Raw genomic sequence first — 16211 nt, 5'->3', positions numbered from 1 at the left:
ACACGATGTCAGTAAAATCACAGTTCCTCAAAAAACTGCAGGCCAGACAGTCTGCCCCGGTCTCGTTTGTCAGCAAGACTCAGGCCGATATTGTGGAGTTTTGTCTGCGAATAGCCCGGCTTCAGAAGCAGATGGACGCCTGGCTGACGGGTACCGGACTGCATGTGGAGGCATTCACGGTATCCGTTACAGACCTGCTGGTGGAGGGCGGGACTTTTGAGATTTCTGGTATCGTTCTCCGTTACGACGACCGGGCCGTAAAGTTTACGCCGATATTTCTGTACGGTCAGGGTGTGACCGGGTGCGTGGAGGCGACCTTCCATAACGGTGAGAATGTCACTTCACTGGGGCGTTTATTCATGCGGCCAGGTATCGTGAGTGACTGGACCTTTACTCCGCCTGGCGCTTTATCCCGCCTCGCGCAGGGGTTTGATGAAAATACTTTTTTTGGTCTGATTTTAGCGCTTCTGCCATAGCGGCGAGTATTGCAGTACTCGACCCCTCTGAATATGCAGAAAGCGAAGCTGCATAAACGACAACCTTCAATAGTTCCTGATACGCCAAATGGACGACTGGTCATGAATGACATCAACCCACGAAAAATTAAAACCGGTGGCGACCCCAGGGCGCTGCCGGATTATGCCGCCCTGCGTGATGAGCTGAGTAAGTTGACACATCCGGCTCGCCCGGATGTGAACTGGCGTTATGCCGAAAAACTCTGTCTCTCACTGTTTGAGCAGAACGGTGTGGAATTGCAAACGGCGGCCTGGTATACGCTTGCGCGTACGCAGCTGGCCGGCTTATTCGGGCTCAATGAAGGGCTTACGATACTGGAGGCACTGATAAGCCATCAGTGGGGGGCGCTGTGGCCGCAGCCAGTCCATGCCCGCATGGAAATCCTCAGCAGTCTGAGTCAGCGCCTGCAGCAACGGATGCGTTCGCTGCCTCTGAATTACAGTGACCTTAGCCAGCTGTACCGTGCGGAGCAACTGCTTACAGGTCTGGGAGAGGTATTGCAGCGCCTGGAGCTAAAACATCTCAGCCAGCTCGATACGTTGCGTACCCTGATGCACAACAGTGCTGTCCGGCTGGAAAACAGTGATAACACAACCAGCACCGGGCCAAACATTCAGTCGGGTATCGTATTGCCTGCCACCATGATGAATGCTTCGACAGCATCCACGAGAGACTTTGCTGGTGGTCCGGATGAAGATACGCCAGCGAGTGCAGTGAAGTGGGTTTATGTTGCGCAACTGGAACCGCAGCCGAATGTGGAAGTACTGTCGACAATGCCTGCTCCGGTTAAAAAGTGGAAATTCTTCGCCGCCGGGATGTGTACCATGCTGGTGATAAGCATAGTCTCAGTGTGGAGCTGGCATTTTCTTCACCGTCCAGACCCTCTGCAGACTCAGCTTGCAGCTTCACTGGCTCCGTTCCCTTCACCTCTCACGTCTGAACAACTGGATATGTTGCGCCAGCAATCTCCGTCAGCACAAACTGTGATAGCACAGACACAACAGCAGATTGCCCGACTGGACAAGCTTCCTCCTGACTGGAATCTTGCTTACAGCCGAAAACTCACAGAACAGGCTCAGGCGCTGTGGCCGGAACAGGCTAAACCTCTGGCACAGCAGTGGCAGCAACAGATTAATATCTCAGTACTTCCTGTCGATACAATTAACGGCTGGCATGAAGGGATGACACAGCTTCAGGCACTTGCCGATAAACTGAATGCGCTAGATGGTCAGAGAGGAAAATACATTACCGTCAGTGAACTTAAATCGCAGGTCTTTGGCATGCTGACAAGCTTCCGGCAGACCGTGCCGGTGGAAGAACAGCTTCGGCAGTTGAAGCTACTCCCTGAAGATTCGCTGCAGCGTCAGCAGCAGGTCCAACAGGCTGAGCAGCACCTCCGGGCTCAAATCTCTACGCTGGCGCAGGAAAAACAACGCGACTGATACTAGGGAGGTCTGACATGGTGGATAAAACGCAGCGTCACCGTAATCACTGGACACCGTGGTCGGTTGCCGAAATTACGTTTGTGGAACAACACTATGGTCAGCTGTCTGCCCGTGAAATCGGGGAACGGCTTGGCAGGTCTACCAATGGGGTGGCCCGGATTGTTCAGCTTTCAGGTCTGTCCCGTGGCGTGACTCCACCCTGGTCGGAAGAGGAGCTGGCATTGCTCCGGACCCACTATACAGAAGGTATAGAGTATGTAATGTCATTGTTACCCGGGCGTTCACGCAAGGCTATCTGCCAGCAGGCATCCCTTGCAGGGCTCACTGGTCGCAGTAGCTGGAGCCTTGAAGATAAGTCCTTTCTGGAAAAGCATTACGGCAATCTGCCAACAAAAGAAATTGCCGCCAGACTGGGCAGAAGCGTCAGTGCGGTGAGGGCTGCAGTGGTCAAATTTGGCCTTGGAACATGGAAAAACAGACCCTGGACGGAAAGCGAGCTGATGTTGATGCAGGCACATTACAGTAAAGGGATTGATAAATTAAAAGCGTTGCTGCCAGCCCGTACCCGGGAGGCCATTTTTGCCCAGGCCGGAAAAATGGGGCTGACAGAGGCCCGGCTTTGGCTGCCTGATGAAGACAGCCTGTTAAGAGCCATATATCCTGAGTCTGGTGCCCGTGGGGTAAAGGAGAAGCTTCCCCACAGGACGATCCCGGCGATAAAACACAGGGTAACCAGTCTGGGGCTGAGGTCCTTCAAAAGGAAAAAACGGTTATCAAGGGTAAGACATGATGGTGGAGGATGAGGTTGCACAAAAGCTGGAGGCTGCTGGTCTCTGGCGCAGGGCTGCCAGTCGCTGGCTTGATGTGATGCAGCACCATGGGCTGACGGATCAGCAACGTGACCGGATACGTCAGCACAGAAAATATTGTTTTTCCTGCGCGAAGCCCATCAACTCCCCGGAGAAACTGGATGTGATGGAAATCGCGAGGGCTGCAAAGACTACTCAGGAGCGGATAGGACTGAGTCAGCCAGAAGGGGTCAATAAACGGTCTGATGTTAGAAATACGCATACGTCTTGAAAAGAAGTAATATCATTATACTAACTGGCTGCTCGCTAACGATAAAAGGAGATCATGTGAGCCAAGAAGATGATGAGAAGTATCCTGCCAGCGCCATCTCCTCGTGGAGCGGCTTCGTTTATCAAGGGAAAATTGCACTATATCATTCCCTTAAACTGATTCATGATGGCGACCTAGACTTCGAGCTTCAACTGGATAGTAGTGACGACTTCGCTATTTATAAAAACGAAAAACTACACACTGCCCATCAAGTCAAAGCTAAGATAAGTAAATATCGAAGTGGTTACACCAAAGCGCTGGAACAGTCTACATTAATCGAACACGACAAAACCAAGGGGACAACGCGTTACTTCCATGTATCTGTCCCACTAGATGAGACTGGCGATTACAGAGGCACTAATGGAGAAACAGTAAAATTCTACCGCTATGGAGACAACTACTATTGTGGCCTGGGTGAAATTGAAGGACTGACCAAAGAACTCATAAAAAAATTATGTGAGAAACAGTCCATCACTGTCAGTGATAACCTTATCAATTTTAACTACTGCCTACTGTCAGAAAAAATTAATTCTAAGGCAATACACAGCCATAAATTAAATCAAGTTGACGGGATCTCAGAAGACAAAGCCGCATACGAGGGTCGTATCATGGCCAGGAGTATTTTAGAGGAACTGCTGGCTGAAAACCCCTATCAGAATAGGGATTACTATGCAGTTGAATTAAAGGCCAGGCTCCAAACCCATTTAGAAGAAAGATTGGATCAGGAGTTACCAACAATGAGCGATGCGACTTATGAGAGAGCCAGACTTCTGAGTGAGCATATTCGCAAAACGCACTTCAACGAATTAAAAACCCTATGCCAGATGATGAAACCATCCGAGCGGTTTCAAGACGTTCAGAAGAACGACATCAGGCGATACACCAAGCTGATACAGGCTATTTCGATGGAACCTATATTCAACCATCTTCCGCACTATCTTGACAGCCAAAATCGGTTCTACGTACCTACCGCTCTTGACGTGGATGAAAGCGAAGAGTGTGAATTTGATATGATCCATGAAATGAAAAACAACGGGGATCTGCTGAGACTGCTTTTTGAGTACAACCATTTAATCGCCAGTAAAGCGGAAGCTTCATTCACCTTTAATACAAAATTCACGAACTCGAATAACTTCGACAACAAGAAGACCTCTGAAAAGATTGAGAGCAATATCACTAAGTCGCTATGCATTAGCGTCATAACAAAAGACGACGCGGAGGAACGACTGAATGATAAAACAACTCATTAATGAAGCACTTGTGGCCCATGACTTTGTCTGTAAACTCGACCTGGACAACACAAGTTTTTATATTCGCGAGTCTGGATCTGCTATCAGGTTCGCAGTCCTACATAATTTTGATGATCTCCCTGATCCTGCCGAACTGAATAACAGAATCAATCATCTTGCTCCTGACGAATTTATCAGAAACCCAAGCTTTAAGAAAAACTGCGATTTGATTTGTATTTATCGTCTTGATGTTCTTGCCAGGTTTAAGGATCACGAGGAAGAAATCTTCGCAATTGAGGAAGATCCGCACTTTTATAAAAAATATGTCCTCTATTACAGTGTTGCGGAGGAAAGTGCACTTACCAATTTCACCTACGAGAAACTGGTATCTGTAATTACTGACAAAAAGGAATTTCTTGAATATAAAGAAAACCCTCTTGTTGCAACACAATACAGTTTTGCTGCGAAGACCTTTATCAAGCTTCCATTCTTAGAGCTACCTAGTCATCAAGGGAACCTTGTGTCCTTGAGGTTGCAGGCAACTGAAGCTGTAGCCGAAGCCGACCTAAACGATATATATTCGACTATCCAGCAATTCACAGATAAAAATGCTGACGATTTTATCAAGGAAATGATTCGTAATGAAATGGCAAATATCCAGGATTGAAGTCTCTAGTTTCAAAGCATTCAAACATATTTTGCTGGATCTTGGCGGGGCGTCATTACTAACTCTTGACGGCCCAAATGGTTATGGCAAAACAAGTATTTTCGATGCCATCGAGCTGTTGCTTACTGGCCAGATCAATCGAATACAAAACCTATTCAATACATTATTAACCAGAAACAAGAGAGACTATGCAGACAATCTTTTCTGGAACAGTCGTTCTGGATATAACGATCTCTGCATCAAGATTGAATTCATTAATGATGGTCGAAAACTTGTTTTAGCCAGACATTGCCCTGCAGAGATATTCAAAAAACCAGCAAACAATCGTGCAGACAAATATGGAAACTTCAGGCTTTACGAGCTACCAGAATTCGAATCATCTGAATTCACTAAGAACAATTTCCGCGATAATAGTTTCCTTGACGAAATTTTCGGAAAAAATTTCAGGGAAAACTTCTCTTTTCTTAACTATCTCGAGCAAGGCCAAAACCGGCTTTTACACACTCGGGTAGACGATCGTAAGGAGAAACTTGGAAACCTCTTTAACATCAGCGATATCGAAGCCGAGATCGAAAGCTGCAACACTATATACACTAAACTTACAAGGTACATCAACAATGCAGAACGCACGGCAAAAGCTGTATCACTTAAAGAAGAGATAGTCACCCTAAAAGACACTTTGCAGGCAGAGGCTGGGATCATTGAGTACAAGAAGCTCTCGACGACTGATGTCCAACCTGGGTGGGACAAAGAGATACTGTTCTCATCGTATTCTGCGGTAGACCATGCTGCCTACCTGGAATCAGTTCGTAAGCTTATTGCCCTTCTGCCACTCAAAGCCACGATAAAAACCAGGATTCACAACGAGACAATCGATGCAGCCATCGAGCGTAATGAGGAATCACTGAGAAACCTGGCTAGGTTCGGTAATGACCTTGGCAAGCTTGATGGGCTTGAAGCTATCAAGCAGGAGATTGATGAATTAGAGCGTTCAGCAAACGTCATCAAACGCGGTGCTAAGGTCATCAAGGTCGAAGAAGCCCGATCACTACCAAACTGGAACGATGGGCGCCTTGAGTGGTTTGAGTTACAAATTGAATCCCGAAACAGACTAGCGGAAAAAAGCAGCACCAACGCGAATGTCGTAGCCGAATTGGAACATCTGAAAAAGCAACTGCTTGAGGAACATAAAAAGTCCTATCCCGACGATAAGATGTGCCCCCTCTGTGGCGCTGACTGGGAAGATCACAAATCAATGGTAGATGCCATTGAAGCAAAAACTAAGCAGATCTCTGATTCGCTAGGGCAGGACGGTAAAAACTTAGTTATCCTTATCGCTGCTATGGACGCTGAGCTGAAACTCATCAACACCCATATACAAGACCGCCTGAAACTTCTTACGCCTACCTTTGAACCAAATCTTCATGTGGCGCTGAGCAGAATTAAGCTTCGGCTCCCGGCAATTATCCAGCTACTGGAGAAGCTGCAAAGCGAAAAGATTCAATTTACTTATGCATTCACGGAAATTGATGACGTAGTAGATGAACGATTTGAAAAGCTTAAGGAAATTCTAAGAAACAAAAAACAGGTTGAAGCTGATGCCTTAGCGCTGCCGGAGGACTGGCGAGAAACCATAAATCGCGCTTTCAAAGACTTACAGGACTTCTATATAGTCACGGTTGAAGATCTGAAGGACAAAGAGAAGTTCATATCGATTAAAGCTAATGAGGCTCAAAATTCCAGGCTCCAAACCTGTATTACCGAGCTTAAAGTTATCGAAAAGGAAACTAAGGCAGCCCAAAAAGCACAAGATAAAATCGAAAAGCTCCGCAGTACACTGAAGAAGACAGAGCAAAGTTATACCGACCAGACAATTTCGGCTATTGAGTTCATATTCCACATCTACAGTGGCCGTCTGATCCAAAACTACCAGCGTGGCCTGGGCCTGTTTATCGAGAGCCGAGAAGGTACGCAATTAAGGTTCCTGACTGCCGAGAAGTCTGAGCACGATGCAGTGATGTCCATGAGTTCTGGGCAAGTGTCCGCCCTCAGCCTTGCCTTCTTCCTCTCGCTCAACAAAGTCTATTCACAGGTGCCTCTAATCCTGATTGATGACCCGTCTCAATCCCTGGATGAAGTCAACGTTGCATCCCTGACCGATCTACTCCGTTGTGAGCTCAAGCATTGTCAGTTGGTTGTCTCCTCCCACGAGGACGATATTTCAGCTTATATGCGCTACCGGTTCGACAGAGCAGGTTTGGCAACAAGTTCGCTCAACATGCAGCTTTTGGCGAAAGAAGCTTTGTAAATGCGACACATGACCACTTGGTAGAGCCTGGCGTCGCTACAAAGATCTTCTGACAGCCCTCGTAGTGAGGATAGAATTTGTCTATCTGGATCTTTACCGTCGACGCTGACATGAGGACGAAAACCGTATCCAGTAGAAATATTACGTGAATGAAGGCCCTCGTGTTGCCAGAAGACTGACCGGACGGACGAAATCTGCTGTTGTAAACCAGAGTTATGCTCTTGGTCTCCGCCGTCCGGTGAAGGTCAGGTGGTATGAGGATGAGCGGGATACTCAGCGAGGCATGGCGCACGGTGACGGGTACTGATAGCAACGTCACCAGTATGGCGTCTTTCATTATCAGTCGCAAAGAAAGGTGTTCATTATTCATGTTTTATCGCATGAAAATATAAAGCCGTCTGGCATATCGATATGTCCGTCAACTTCAATACAGGTGAGTCATAATGTCGTTGTATCAGCGAGTTCACTATTTTACTGTTCAGACATGCAAACGTGTTTTCCGACACCCTGAGTACGGAATCGTGCGGTTTGATGACATGATTGCAAACGCAGATGAGTATGGTTTTGAAGTTGTGTATGTTGCCGGCATTTCGTTTGAAAATTTACCCCTTCATTATCGCCATTTCTTCATTCCGGAAAGCATGTTTTCAGCTACCGGGTTTCTTTGCGATTTCTGGTCCCGCAGTTATTCAAACAAGTATGTAAAGGAAATAACCGGGAAGCCGGATGTACTGATTATTGATCGGCGACTTGAAGTATGTCTGGATGCTGCATTTTTCGACTGGCTGGAAAGGGAAGATATTGCGTATCAATATCCCGCCGGGGGAGATAAAAAATTTTCCTCAACGGTAAGGCATCATCAGAGTTATCCGCATATTTTTGCTCATGGGGAAGGCGTTCCGGAACTGGTGGGCGGAGTGAGGGAGCCCTGGCCACTTTCGCTAGAAAGGCTGAATGCTCAGGACGAAAAACGGACCCGCCTTAGCGATAATATGTCACCCGCGATCCGGGAGGCTATTGTGAGGTTATATCCGACAGGATATCGACCTGAATGGCCGCTAAGCCAGCCGATTCCTGATGATTTCCAGATAAACGAAACTTGTCTCTGCGTGGCATCCTCTAATGACGTCGCACTCAACTCTGCTGGCTGGCGTCCTGCCAGGCAAACGGCTTATGGTTTTGAATACGGGTATGCGGTTAATAACATTGAGGTACCGGATGATGATCCTGTCTCCGGCGTCTGGCAGAAGGAAATACTGATTGCGTTACGTTGCCTTGAGTCACAGTTTGACCGGCTGGCACGGGAACTAACCCGTCAATTTAAAGGTAATCATTATTCTGTCATTTTAAATCAGATTAAAAAGAATAAATACCGGACACTATTTCCCCTCAGCAGGGCTGAACAGAATGTACTCTTCGGACTGGTGGGACTGGTGGGACTGGTGGGACTGGTTACGGGCGATCCAACAGGGAATATTGTCTATGATCTGTCGAAAACTGGTGTAGCTGATACCGTTTCGTTATGGGAACATATTACTAATGGTGGCGATCAATACCAGTCTTTTGAAGTAAGGCCGAAATCGGGGATTGATGATCCGGCATACCGGTTATTTGCCGTTATCGGGCATTGTGCCTGGTATTATCTGATATCTCATCGGACTAGTCGCTCCTGCCACGCACTGGATAATGGCCGTTGTATCAACTATGAGCCAAATCAGTCTCTGAATGTTCGCAGCATGGATTACAGAAAATTGCTGAATATGGCGCTGAAGGGAGAGTCGGAGAAAATGGTTTCTATATTAAATGAGTACCTTGAATACTGATTTTTTCATTTATTAGATATCGCGTGAGAGTAATGTGGCGTGGGAATGAAAACACGTTTCTGAGTGCAACCGAACGAGAGAAGAGGCTTTCTGACAGGAATATAACTATGGTGGAAAAGTATCAGATAATTAAGGTTTAATGGGTAATTTAACTTCTTACCTCACATAGAATTTTATTTTTATTTGTCTGTATTGAATATAAGTGGGATATACATTGATAGACGCTAACGAAGAGCAGGAAACTTATCGCGATTTCCGGACCCGTCTCCTGAAATATTGTAAGTTGAATACAACAAGTTGTGGTCATCAGGTTTCATTTGATGGAACTATACCTCCTCATCCTTACGGGAGACTTCGAAAGCTGATTATTGAATTTCGCGAGCAAGTTTCTTTTCGCTACCTGAGAAACTCTGATGAAATAGGGTGTGAGCACCATGTTCGACGTGCTTTGGGGATCCCGCTATCTACTTCTCTGTATCCAAAACGTTGGTCACTGCTAAGACATATCGCGCAAATATTTGTCCCGCTACGTTTCACTATGCGTCAGATGCACTCAATTTTGCTTCAGGTGCGCACTTATGAGGGGCGGGAATATATATTCAATAAATATTTTTCGCGGATGTTTCCTCTGGAATCAGTGAGATTCACCGCTGGCATTGATTTCGCCTTAAGGCGTTTAGACCTCCCTTCTACATGGGAAGAATTTCAGGCGCTACAGCGTCTCGATCCTGACTGGATAAAGGCGACTTATGATGTAGGGATTCGTAATGTCAGCGACATCGTACCCTATGGTCAATATGGTCACTTTAAGTTGAGGGGGTATTTTGCCCGGATACTCGTCAAAGAGAAAATTGTGGCTACCCGGGAAGAGCTTGAATGGCTAAATTACAAGGGGGACGATTATTGTCGATACTATATTGACGATGTGGAGATTTATCCTCGTGCAAAGAATGTAATTCAATTATTGCTCAGCAGCGGTATTGATAGGGAATATATTGCAGGTGTGTTTCGTTATCCGTTAACTTCCTTTAACCCACCTCAACTTATTACAAACCTGAGCATCATGCATAAAAATGGCCAGGTTGATATAAGCGCTTTATTTGCTGAGGCTGGAGATATGTTCTGGCGCACCTCACCAGAAAATTGGTTCTTTGTTCTGAATATACTGGGTGCTGTATCAGCAACAGACGTTATGAAATTCAGAAGGTTACTCAATTCTCATCGTACGCTTTCTGTAGATTTTGCCGAAGAATTAAAAAAACTTGGCGCTGATATTAGTGGGTTGGCTCAATGCCAGTCGCTGATACTGACTGTTAGCGGTCAGGAAAATAGTCTAATTCCTGTAGAACAACTTTACATGCTTGCGGCAGAACCACATTTGATGAGTATTGAACAGATCTCGCTATGCGGTGATTATCTCTCTGAGCCAGAAAAATTATCGGACTTTCTGACCGTACTGACTAAATATGGATATGGGGCTGCCTCCGCCATACTTGCCTTCCAGGTTTGTTATAAAAACTCATCAGGTGACTTGCTGGATGTATGGTTAAGTATATTAGATGGTCGAGGAAAAGGTCAGGAGTTTGAAGTTATAGCCGATTGGGTGGCAAAGGCCCTGAGAGGGGGACATTCAGCAGGGTACATATATTTATTAGGTGTGGTTCCTGTTTCCGATTTTAAGCAATTACAGCAGATATCACCTGTTGTTACCCTCGGACCCAGTATGTTGACTTTTCTCGTTGAGAATTGTGGTTTATGCAGTGTTCAGGCGCTCAGAAACTGGTACTTCCATGCTCGTGGTATTCACGGGCTCGATCGTTGGTGGCGAATTGATGATGTCTATTATCTGCTGCTTGAAGATGCTTTTAATCGAAACAATTTCAGCTTCGTCAAGGGCAACCGACATTGTATTGTTGATGCTGTCACTACCCGCGTCAGAGGCGTTTTGGGGAGCCGGCCTTACCGCGCCGATGAAGAAATGAAGGCATCGTACGACAAAGCCTATGAGGCACAGTCTGCAAGTGAGTTACAGGCATTGCTTCCCGTTTTACCGCTGGTGCTTCAACAGACAGGCGGTATTCTCCTGAAGAGCGTTGTGGGTAGTGCATGGGATGCTCCTGAGATACTCAATGCTAAACTGACCGCGCTGACTCCCCTGATTAATGACTTACTTTGTGGTAAGGGGCCTTCATCACCCGTACTGGATGCGCTTGAGGTGGATGCAATAGCGCTATTGTACCGTTCTTCCATTGAATCGATTGGCATGCACTGGGCAAAACTAGTTGGATATGAGACTCACCTGGCAGGGATGAGACTTCGCAGCCATTATCCGATGGTGTGGCAGGGTTCAGTCCGTCAGTTGAAAAATTCGCTTGAACGAAAAAGCTTACTTGCGATGGCTGCAGCTGCGGCGTATAGCACGAAGTTCAGAAACGAGGAATATGGTGATATTTTTGTGGCATGTAAGCACCTGAAAGCAAGAAGATTATATCACGCCGCCAGTGACCCATGGGCTCTGGCGGCCCATCTGGGAGTGTTACTTTCAGCCGCGCAAGCCGATTCTGTAGTCGCTGAGTGGATTTCCAGAGATCTGGAGATTGTTGCTCATATGGCCGAAGAAGGGGAGCAAACGTTCGAACGGATTGAGCAACTGGAGAAGCTTTTTTACAGTACCCTGCCTGATGCCCTCAGTGAACATTCTGCCAGATTTCTCCGGCAATTCGACGACTCAGACGCTGCATTTCTTGCAGAGAGGCTTGCCGGAAATAGAGTATGTTCAGCGGGTGGTGGAGCAGAACAGTTGCTTGAAGGATTCCGGCTGGCTCAGGAGACAGTTTTGACAGTATGTCAGCGCTGGATAATCAGAGAGAAAAGCAAATTCATGCAGGATAAATCCGGGGAGCTTACAACAATGTTGTCTGCCTTTTTATCCAAACATCCTGCGGCCTTCTTTGCTAAACAGACAGTCGGTCTGTGTACGCGTAACAATACTCTAATGTGGGAAGAGCCCCGGCATGCCCATTTGGTAGTTTTTAACCAAAAGCAACGATGTGTGGCGGGTATGGCCCTAATCTACATTGAACCGATTAAGGCACTGCATTCAGATAAAAACTGCCTCATCATTCGGGCCATTAACCCAACTGACGAGATGCTGGCCACACACACGAGTTCGTCTATTGTTGATGCCTTTTTCGATGTGGCTATCCAGATTGCAAAAGATAACGCATTAGCGGCTGTGGCATTTCCATACCATAACGGTGTACACCTGCTATCGAATCATCCCGCCATCGAGAAGGATATTGATAAGCGCTATATTAAGCCTTCGGTAAGACAATTCTATGGACAACCTGATAATGAATATGTGGAATGGCGAATAAAACCACGTGCGATTGGTTCCACATTTTTTGCCTACGAACTGGGTGATGAAAAAGTCAGTGAGCTTTACGCTATTTGGTCCGGGGAAGTTAAAGAGGATAGCGCCAAGGGAGCACTTCTTCATAGGAATCATGTTGTTTCCGACCGCATTTCCGAAAAAGCATCTGAACGAAAATGAAGGTTATGAGCTGTTCGGTGGTGGCTAATCATCTGTTGTGAGCCTGCCATTCATTCTGTGTCATTGCCGTCGTATTGGGGGGAGTGCGTTCAGGCAATCACCGAATCCGATAACAAAACGATTAATTACCAGCCGTCAGTTTATGCATCTATGCGCGCTGCAGCCAACGTGGTGCCCGTATCCGCGCCTTTCGGGTTATCACTTGGCTTTTAGCGCTTACCCTGAATATCTCCTGTACTCTTCATTGCGTTACATGACGTAGTGTTGTTTTTATCGCCAATCGAGTGTATATTTAACCAGTGCTGTATACGATCCCAGTGTCAGAGTTTAATCCAGGACAGGAGAACTAATGACCACATGCTCTGAGCGTTTTTTAAGCTACGATGATATTTGTAAACGTCCTGCTTTTGATCAAAATTATGAGATCAGCCCTGATAATTTTCATAAACTCATTGGTAAATATTCTTTTAAGGAAAGGCATATTTGTCAGGTACGTACAAATAAAGGTATTTGTCGTCAGAAACACAATAATGGTTGGCTGGGTGTTTCTCTGGAAGGTGTTGAAGCACTGATTGGTTGTGATTGTGCGGTAAACTATTTTTCAGCCCATGATGACTTCATCCGGGAAAAGAATCGTGTTAATGATGAACTTGACCGGAAAGAAGCACTTGAGAAAATGTCATTATTACTCGAAAAAAAACTGGAAACGGCGAGTTTTATTGTGGACCTTGAAAAAACAGTCAAAAAGGTTGAAGGTAAACTAAGCGAAATTTATAATACCTTCCCCAATGAGGTTTTGCGTTTTTTCTATGATGCTCAGAGAACAAATAACTGGGATGTGTTTGTTGATGTGCAAAAATTCAAAACAGTTGAAGATGAAAATGGAGAAACATTCCCCCAGGAGAGCTGGATTAAAAGTAAACTGGGAAAAGTTAGTGCCATCTCTCCATCAATGGATTTAAAACGTCTTTTAGATAACGTGACAGATCTCAGGAAATTTTACAACTCATTCGCCACGGTCAGGCCTGATGATTTAGCTGATATAAAAACACCGAAACTTAAAAAACATGTTAAGCGACTTGGTCTGAAGGATGAATATGCACAGTTGATAGTGAAATATAATGAGGAAGTTAGCGCGTTTTTAAAAGAATCCAATATGGAACTTCTAATATATGTCTGTGATAGTAATAAAGAACAATTCTTAACTACGCAGGCGTTGATGAGATTGTCTGGTTTAAAAGCCACTCATAGTATCTATATTGATAAACGTTTGAAAAGTATTAAGGATAAAATGGAAAAATTATTCGGTGGCGATTACATACGGAAGAGTGTGCGCTAATTACTAAAAAAAGAATAACACGCTAAAGCTCAGCCCTTTATGGGCTGAGCTTTTATGCTGAGGTATTTGTACCTTCCAGCCTATCAATATAATCAGCGTACCATTGCATCATTTCACGGCGATTCTCAAGATATTGCGCGTGGTTGTAGGTTCCACGAATTGAGTTTTTATCCACATGAGCCAGTTGCATCTCGATCCAGGCTGTATTAAACCCCTGCTCATGCAAAATGGTACTCATGGTGTGGCGAAAGCCGTGTCCTGTAGCTTTACCATCGTAGCCGATACGTTTGATCACCATGTTAATACTAGCTTCACTCATTGGCTTGTTGATGTTGCATCGACCAGGAAATACCAGTTGATACTGACCGGTATAAGCACGGAGCTCCTGCAGGATCGACAGAACCTGGTCTGACAAAGGTACCAGATGCTTACGGCGCTTCTTCATGCGGCTTTCAGGGATTGTCCATAACGCGTTCTCCAGATCAAACTCATGCCATTCCGCAGCGCGTAGCTCAATAGTACGTACACCCGTCAGTAGCAACAGGCTGGTTGCCATACGTGTAATGCAACTGCCATGGTAATCAGCCAGACTGGCAAGAAATGCCGGTAATTCAGATGCCTGGAGGTGAGGGAAGTGTTCTGTCTTTGGTGCAGTCAGCGTACCGGTGAGTTCCGCTGCCGGATTAATCGTTGCACGCCCTATTGCGATGGCATAACGGAAGATCTGATTGCAGTACTGCCTGACCTTACGGAGTTTCTCCAGCGAACCACGCTTTTCAATCAGACGTAAAACCTCCAGCATCTCCAGAGGCAGGATCTCCGCGACAGGACGTTTGCCCACATACGGGAAAATATCCTTCTCCAGAGCCTCCTGAACGCTCTCTGCATAGCTTTCCGACCATGAGATACATTTATGCTTATGCCACTCCATGGCGAGCGCCCTGAAGGTATTTACGACGGATATCTTTTTGGCGAGTTTTTCGAGCTGTTTTTTCTCACTCGGATCGCCACCCTCAGCAATCACTTTTCTGGCTTCATCGCGTTTTACACGCGCATCAGCCAGAGAGACTTCAGGATAAACGCCGATAGATAACTTTTTCTCTTTGCCGGCGATACGGTATTTCATTCGCCAGTATCGTTTTCCTGTGGTGGTTACCAGGAGAAAAAGGCCACGTTCGTCAGAGAGTTTATAGTCTTTCTCTTTAGGCTTAGCGGTCTCGACCTGCCGGGCTGTCAGTGCCATATGGGGGCCTCAAATTTCATTGAACAAGAAGAGCCCCCTGAAAAGCCCCCAGATGCAACTTGATTTAGAGAGAGTTGAGTTGAGGTCAGTGGAGTTCGAAATGTCAGAAAGTGATGTATGGCAGTGATTATACTTGAGTTTTGTGGAGTTTGGGAGACGTACATAGAAGTGAAAGTGGTGCCCGGACTCGGAATCGAACCAAGGACACGGGGATTTTCAATCCCCTGCTCTACCGACTGAGCTATCCGGGCAACGGAGCGCATTAAACCGCAATCACGCTCTAGCGTCAACATTATTTCGGGAAAAGCTGTTCAACTGCTTAAGTTTGCGGCAATCTGGCGGTTTACGCGCCGAATACGTCGAATTTAACAGATTCGCTTACGTCAATGCCCCGCCCATACGGCACTGAGCAAAGCGCAGAATATCTTCCGCCAGTCGGTGCGCCGTATCTACGTCGGCCTGGCTACGGTTCACCAGCATGCGGCTCAGGCAGCCCTCCAGCACCAGCTCCATCTGTTTCGCCACCATTGCCGGGTCATCCACTTCCAGCGTGGTCAGTAGCTCGTGGGTGAAGTCATGTGCCGCCCGTTTTTGCTGATCCGCCAGCTGATGGACAGGATGGCCTGGGTCGGGAAAATAAGTGCAGGCGGCGATGAACAGACAACCCGGGTACCGGTTGTTGCTGACACATTCCGTCAGGGCGGTATAGCGCGCCAGCAGCTTTTGTTCCGCAGTCAGTTCTTCATTCAGCATCAGCTGCCTGCGCCAGACATCAACCTGCTGGCTGAGATAGCGCAGGGCATCATAAACGAGCGCCTCTTTATCCGGCCAGAAGCGCTTAAGATCATCCAAGGGGTAATCGATACGGTCGGCTACCATCTCAAGCGTGGTGCTGGCGATCCCTTGAATCTCAAGTAATTGCAGGGCTTGTCCCAGTACGTCTTCACGTTGCACGGTTATCTCCTCCGC

General features: G+C 46.5%; 12 protein-coding genes and 1 tRNA gene. 10 read left to right on the top strand and 3 right to left on the bottom strand.

Going from position 1 to position 16211, the window contains the following annotated elements:
• Positions 1 to 5: 5 nt before the first annotated feature.
• The 10 genes from P349_RS12175 (at position 6) to P349_RS12215 (ending at position 13999) form a co-directional block, all read left to right on the top strand.
• The gene (locus P349_RS12175; protein WP_032651293.1) at positions 6 to 476 is read left to right on the top strand and encodes a hypothetical protein; all 471 of its coding nucleotides are present in this window, start codon (positions 6 to 8) and stop codon (positions 474 to 476) included.
• Positions 477 to 578: 102 nt separating this feature from the next.
• The gene (locus tag P349_RS12180) at positions 579 to 1958 is read left to right on the top strand and encodes a VasL domain-containing protein (RefSeq protein WP_032651295.1); all 1380 of its coding nucleotides are present in this window, start codon (positions 579 to 581) and stop codon (positions 1956 to 1958) included.
• A gap of 17 nt (positions 1959 to 1975) precedes the next feature.
• Entirely contained in the window at positions 1976 to 2764 is a 789-nt protein-coding gene (locus tag P349_RS26810) for a hypothetical protein (protein WP_238550763.1), read from the top strand.
• Positions 2748 to 3041 carry a PerC family transcriptional regulator gene (locus P349_RS12185; RefSeq protein ID WP_071995299.1) on the top strand — a complete coding sequence of 98 codons (294 nt, stop codon included), beginning with the start codon at positions 2748 to 2750 and terminating at the stop codon, positions 3039 to 3041. The genes P349_RS26810 and P349_RS12185 overlap by 17 nt, the downstream gene beginning before the upstream one ends.
• A gap of 56 nt (positions 3042 to 3097) precedes the next feature.
• Entirely contained in the window at positions 3098 to 4330 is a 1233-nt protein-coding gene (locus tag P349_RS12190) for an ABC-three component system protein (protein ID WP_032651298.1), read from the top strand.
• Positions 4311 to 4976, top strand: coding sequence for an ABC-three component system middle component 1 (locus tag P349_RS12195; RefSeq protein WP_032651301.1), 666 nt, complete (start codon positions 4311 to 4313; stop codon positions 4974 to 4976). The genes P349_RS12190 and P349_RS12195 overlap by 20 nt, the downstream gene beginning before the upstream one ends.
• On the top strand, positions 4951 to 7284 hold the full coding sequence (locus P349_RS12200; RefSeq protein ID WP_032651303.1) for an AAA family ATPase: 2334 nt from the start codon (positions 4951 to 4953) through the stop codon (positions 7282 to 7284). Before P349_RS12195 ends, P349_RS12200 begins: the two co-directional genes overlap by 26 nt.
• Positions 7285 to 7727: 443 nt before the next feature.
• Positions 7728 to 9107, top strand: coding sequence for a hypothetical protein (locus tag P349_RS12205; RefSeq protein WP_032664109.1), 1380 nt, complete (start codon positions 7728 to 7730; stop codon positions 9105 to 9107).
• 214 nt (positions 9108 to 9321) lie between these two features.
• Positions 9322 to 12660 carry a hypothetical protein gene (locus P349_RS12210; protein WP_152540102.1) on the top strand — a complete coding sequence of 1113 codons (3339 nt, stop codon included), beginning with the start codon at positions 9322 to 9324 and terminating at the stop codon, positions 12658 to 12660.
• Positions 12661 to 13009: 349 nt separating this feature from the next.
• Positions 13010 to 13999, top strand: a complete 990-nt coding sequence (locus P349_RS12215; RefSeq protein ID WP_032651310.1) for a hypothetical protein — start codon at positions 13010 to 13012, stop codon at positions 13997 to 13999.
• A gap of 52 nt (positions 14000 to 14051) precedes the next feature.
• Here P349_RS12215 and P349_RS12220 read toward each other — a convergent pair whose 3' ends face one another.
• The 3 genes from P349_RS12220 to P349_RS12230 all read right to left on the bottom strand — a co-directional run bounded on the left by P349_RS12220 (position 14052) and on the right by P349_RS12230 (position 16196).
• Positions 14052 to 15242: a tyrosine-type recombinase/integrase gene (locus tag P349_RS12220; RefSeq protein ID WP_032651312.1), complete on the bottom strand. Its 1191-nt coding sequence runs from the start codon at positions 15240 to 15242 to the stop codon at positions 14052 to 14054.
• Positions 15243 to 15417: 175 nt separating this feature from the next.
• Positions 15418 to 15493: transfer RNA gene (locus P349_RS12225), tRNA-Phe, on the bottom strand.
• 127 nt (positions 15494 to 15620) lie between these two features.
• Positions 15621 to 16196, bottom strand: a complete 576-nt coding sequence (locus tag P349_RS12230; RefSeq protein ID WP_032651314.1) for a transcriptional regulator — start codon at positions 16194 to 16196, stop codon at positions 15621 to 15623.
• Positions 16197 to 16211: the final 15 nt, after the last annotated feature.

The sequence above is a fragment of the Enterobacter sp. DC4 genome (assembly GCF_000568095.1).
Classification (GTDB): domain Bacteria; phylum Pseudomonadota; class Gammaproteobacteria; order Enterobacterales; family Enterobacteriaceae; genus Enterobacter; species Enterobacter pseudoroggenkampii.
The sequence above is the reverse complement of the archived record's forward strand: the minus strand, read 5'-3'. Positions and strand labels throughout refer to the sequence as shown.

Bases quoted from the DNA above. Each gene is read 5' to 3' on its own strand.
- P349_RS12180 (WP_032651295.1), top strand. From the start codon at position 579: ATGAATGACATCAACCCACGAAAAATTAAAACCGGTGGCGACCCCAGG.
- P349_RS12185 (WP_071995299.1), top strand. From the start codon at position 2,748: ATGATGGTGGAGGATGAGGTTGCACAAAAGCTGGAGGCTGCTGGTCTC.
- P349_RS12200 (WP_032651303.1), top strand. From the start codon at position 4,951: ATGAAATGGCAAATATCCAGGATTGAAGTCTCTAGTTTCAAAGCATTC.
- P349_RS12195 (WP_032651301.1), top strand. From the start codon at position 4,311: ATGATAAAACAACTCATTAATGAAGCACTTGTGGCCCATGACTTTGTC.
- P349_RS12205 (WP_032664109.1), top strand. From the start codon at position 7,728: ATGTCGTTGTATCAGCGAGTTCACTATTTTACTGTTCAGACATGCAAA.
- P349_RS26810 (WP_238550763.1), top strand. From the start codon at position 1,976: ATGGTGGATAAAACGCAGCGTCACCGTAATCACTGGACACCGTGGTCG.
- P349_RS12215 (WP_032651310.1), top strand. From the start codon at position 13,010: ATGACCACATGCTCTGAGCGTTTTTTAAGCTACGATGATATTTGTAAA.
- P349_RS12175 (WP_032651293.1), top strand. From the start codon at position 6: ATGTCAGTAAAATCACAGTTCCTCAAAAAACTGCAGGCCAGACAGTCT.
- P349_RS12220 (WP_032651312.1), bottom strand. From the start codon at position 15,242: ATGGCACTGACAGCCCGGCAGGTCGAGACCGCTAAGCCTAAAGAGAAA.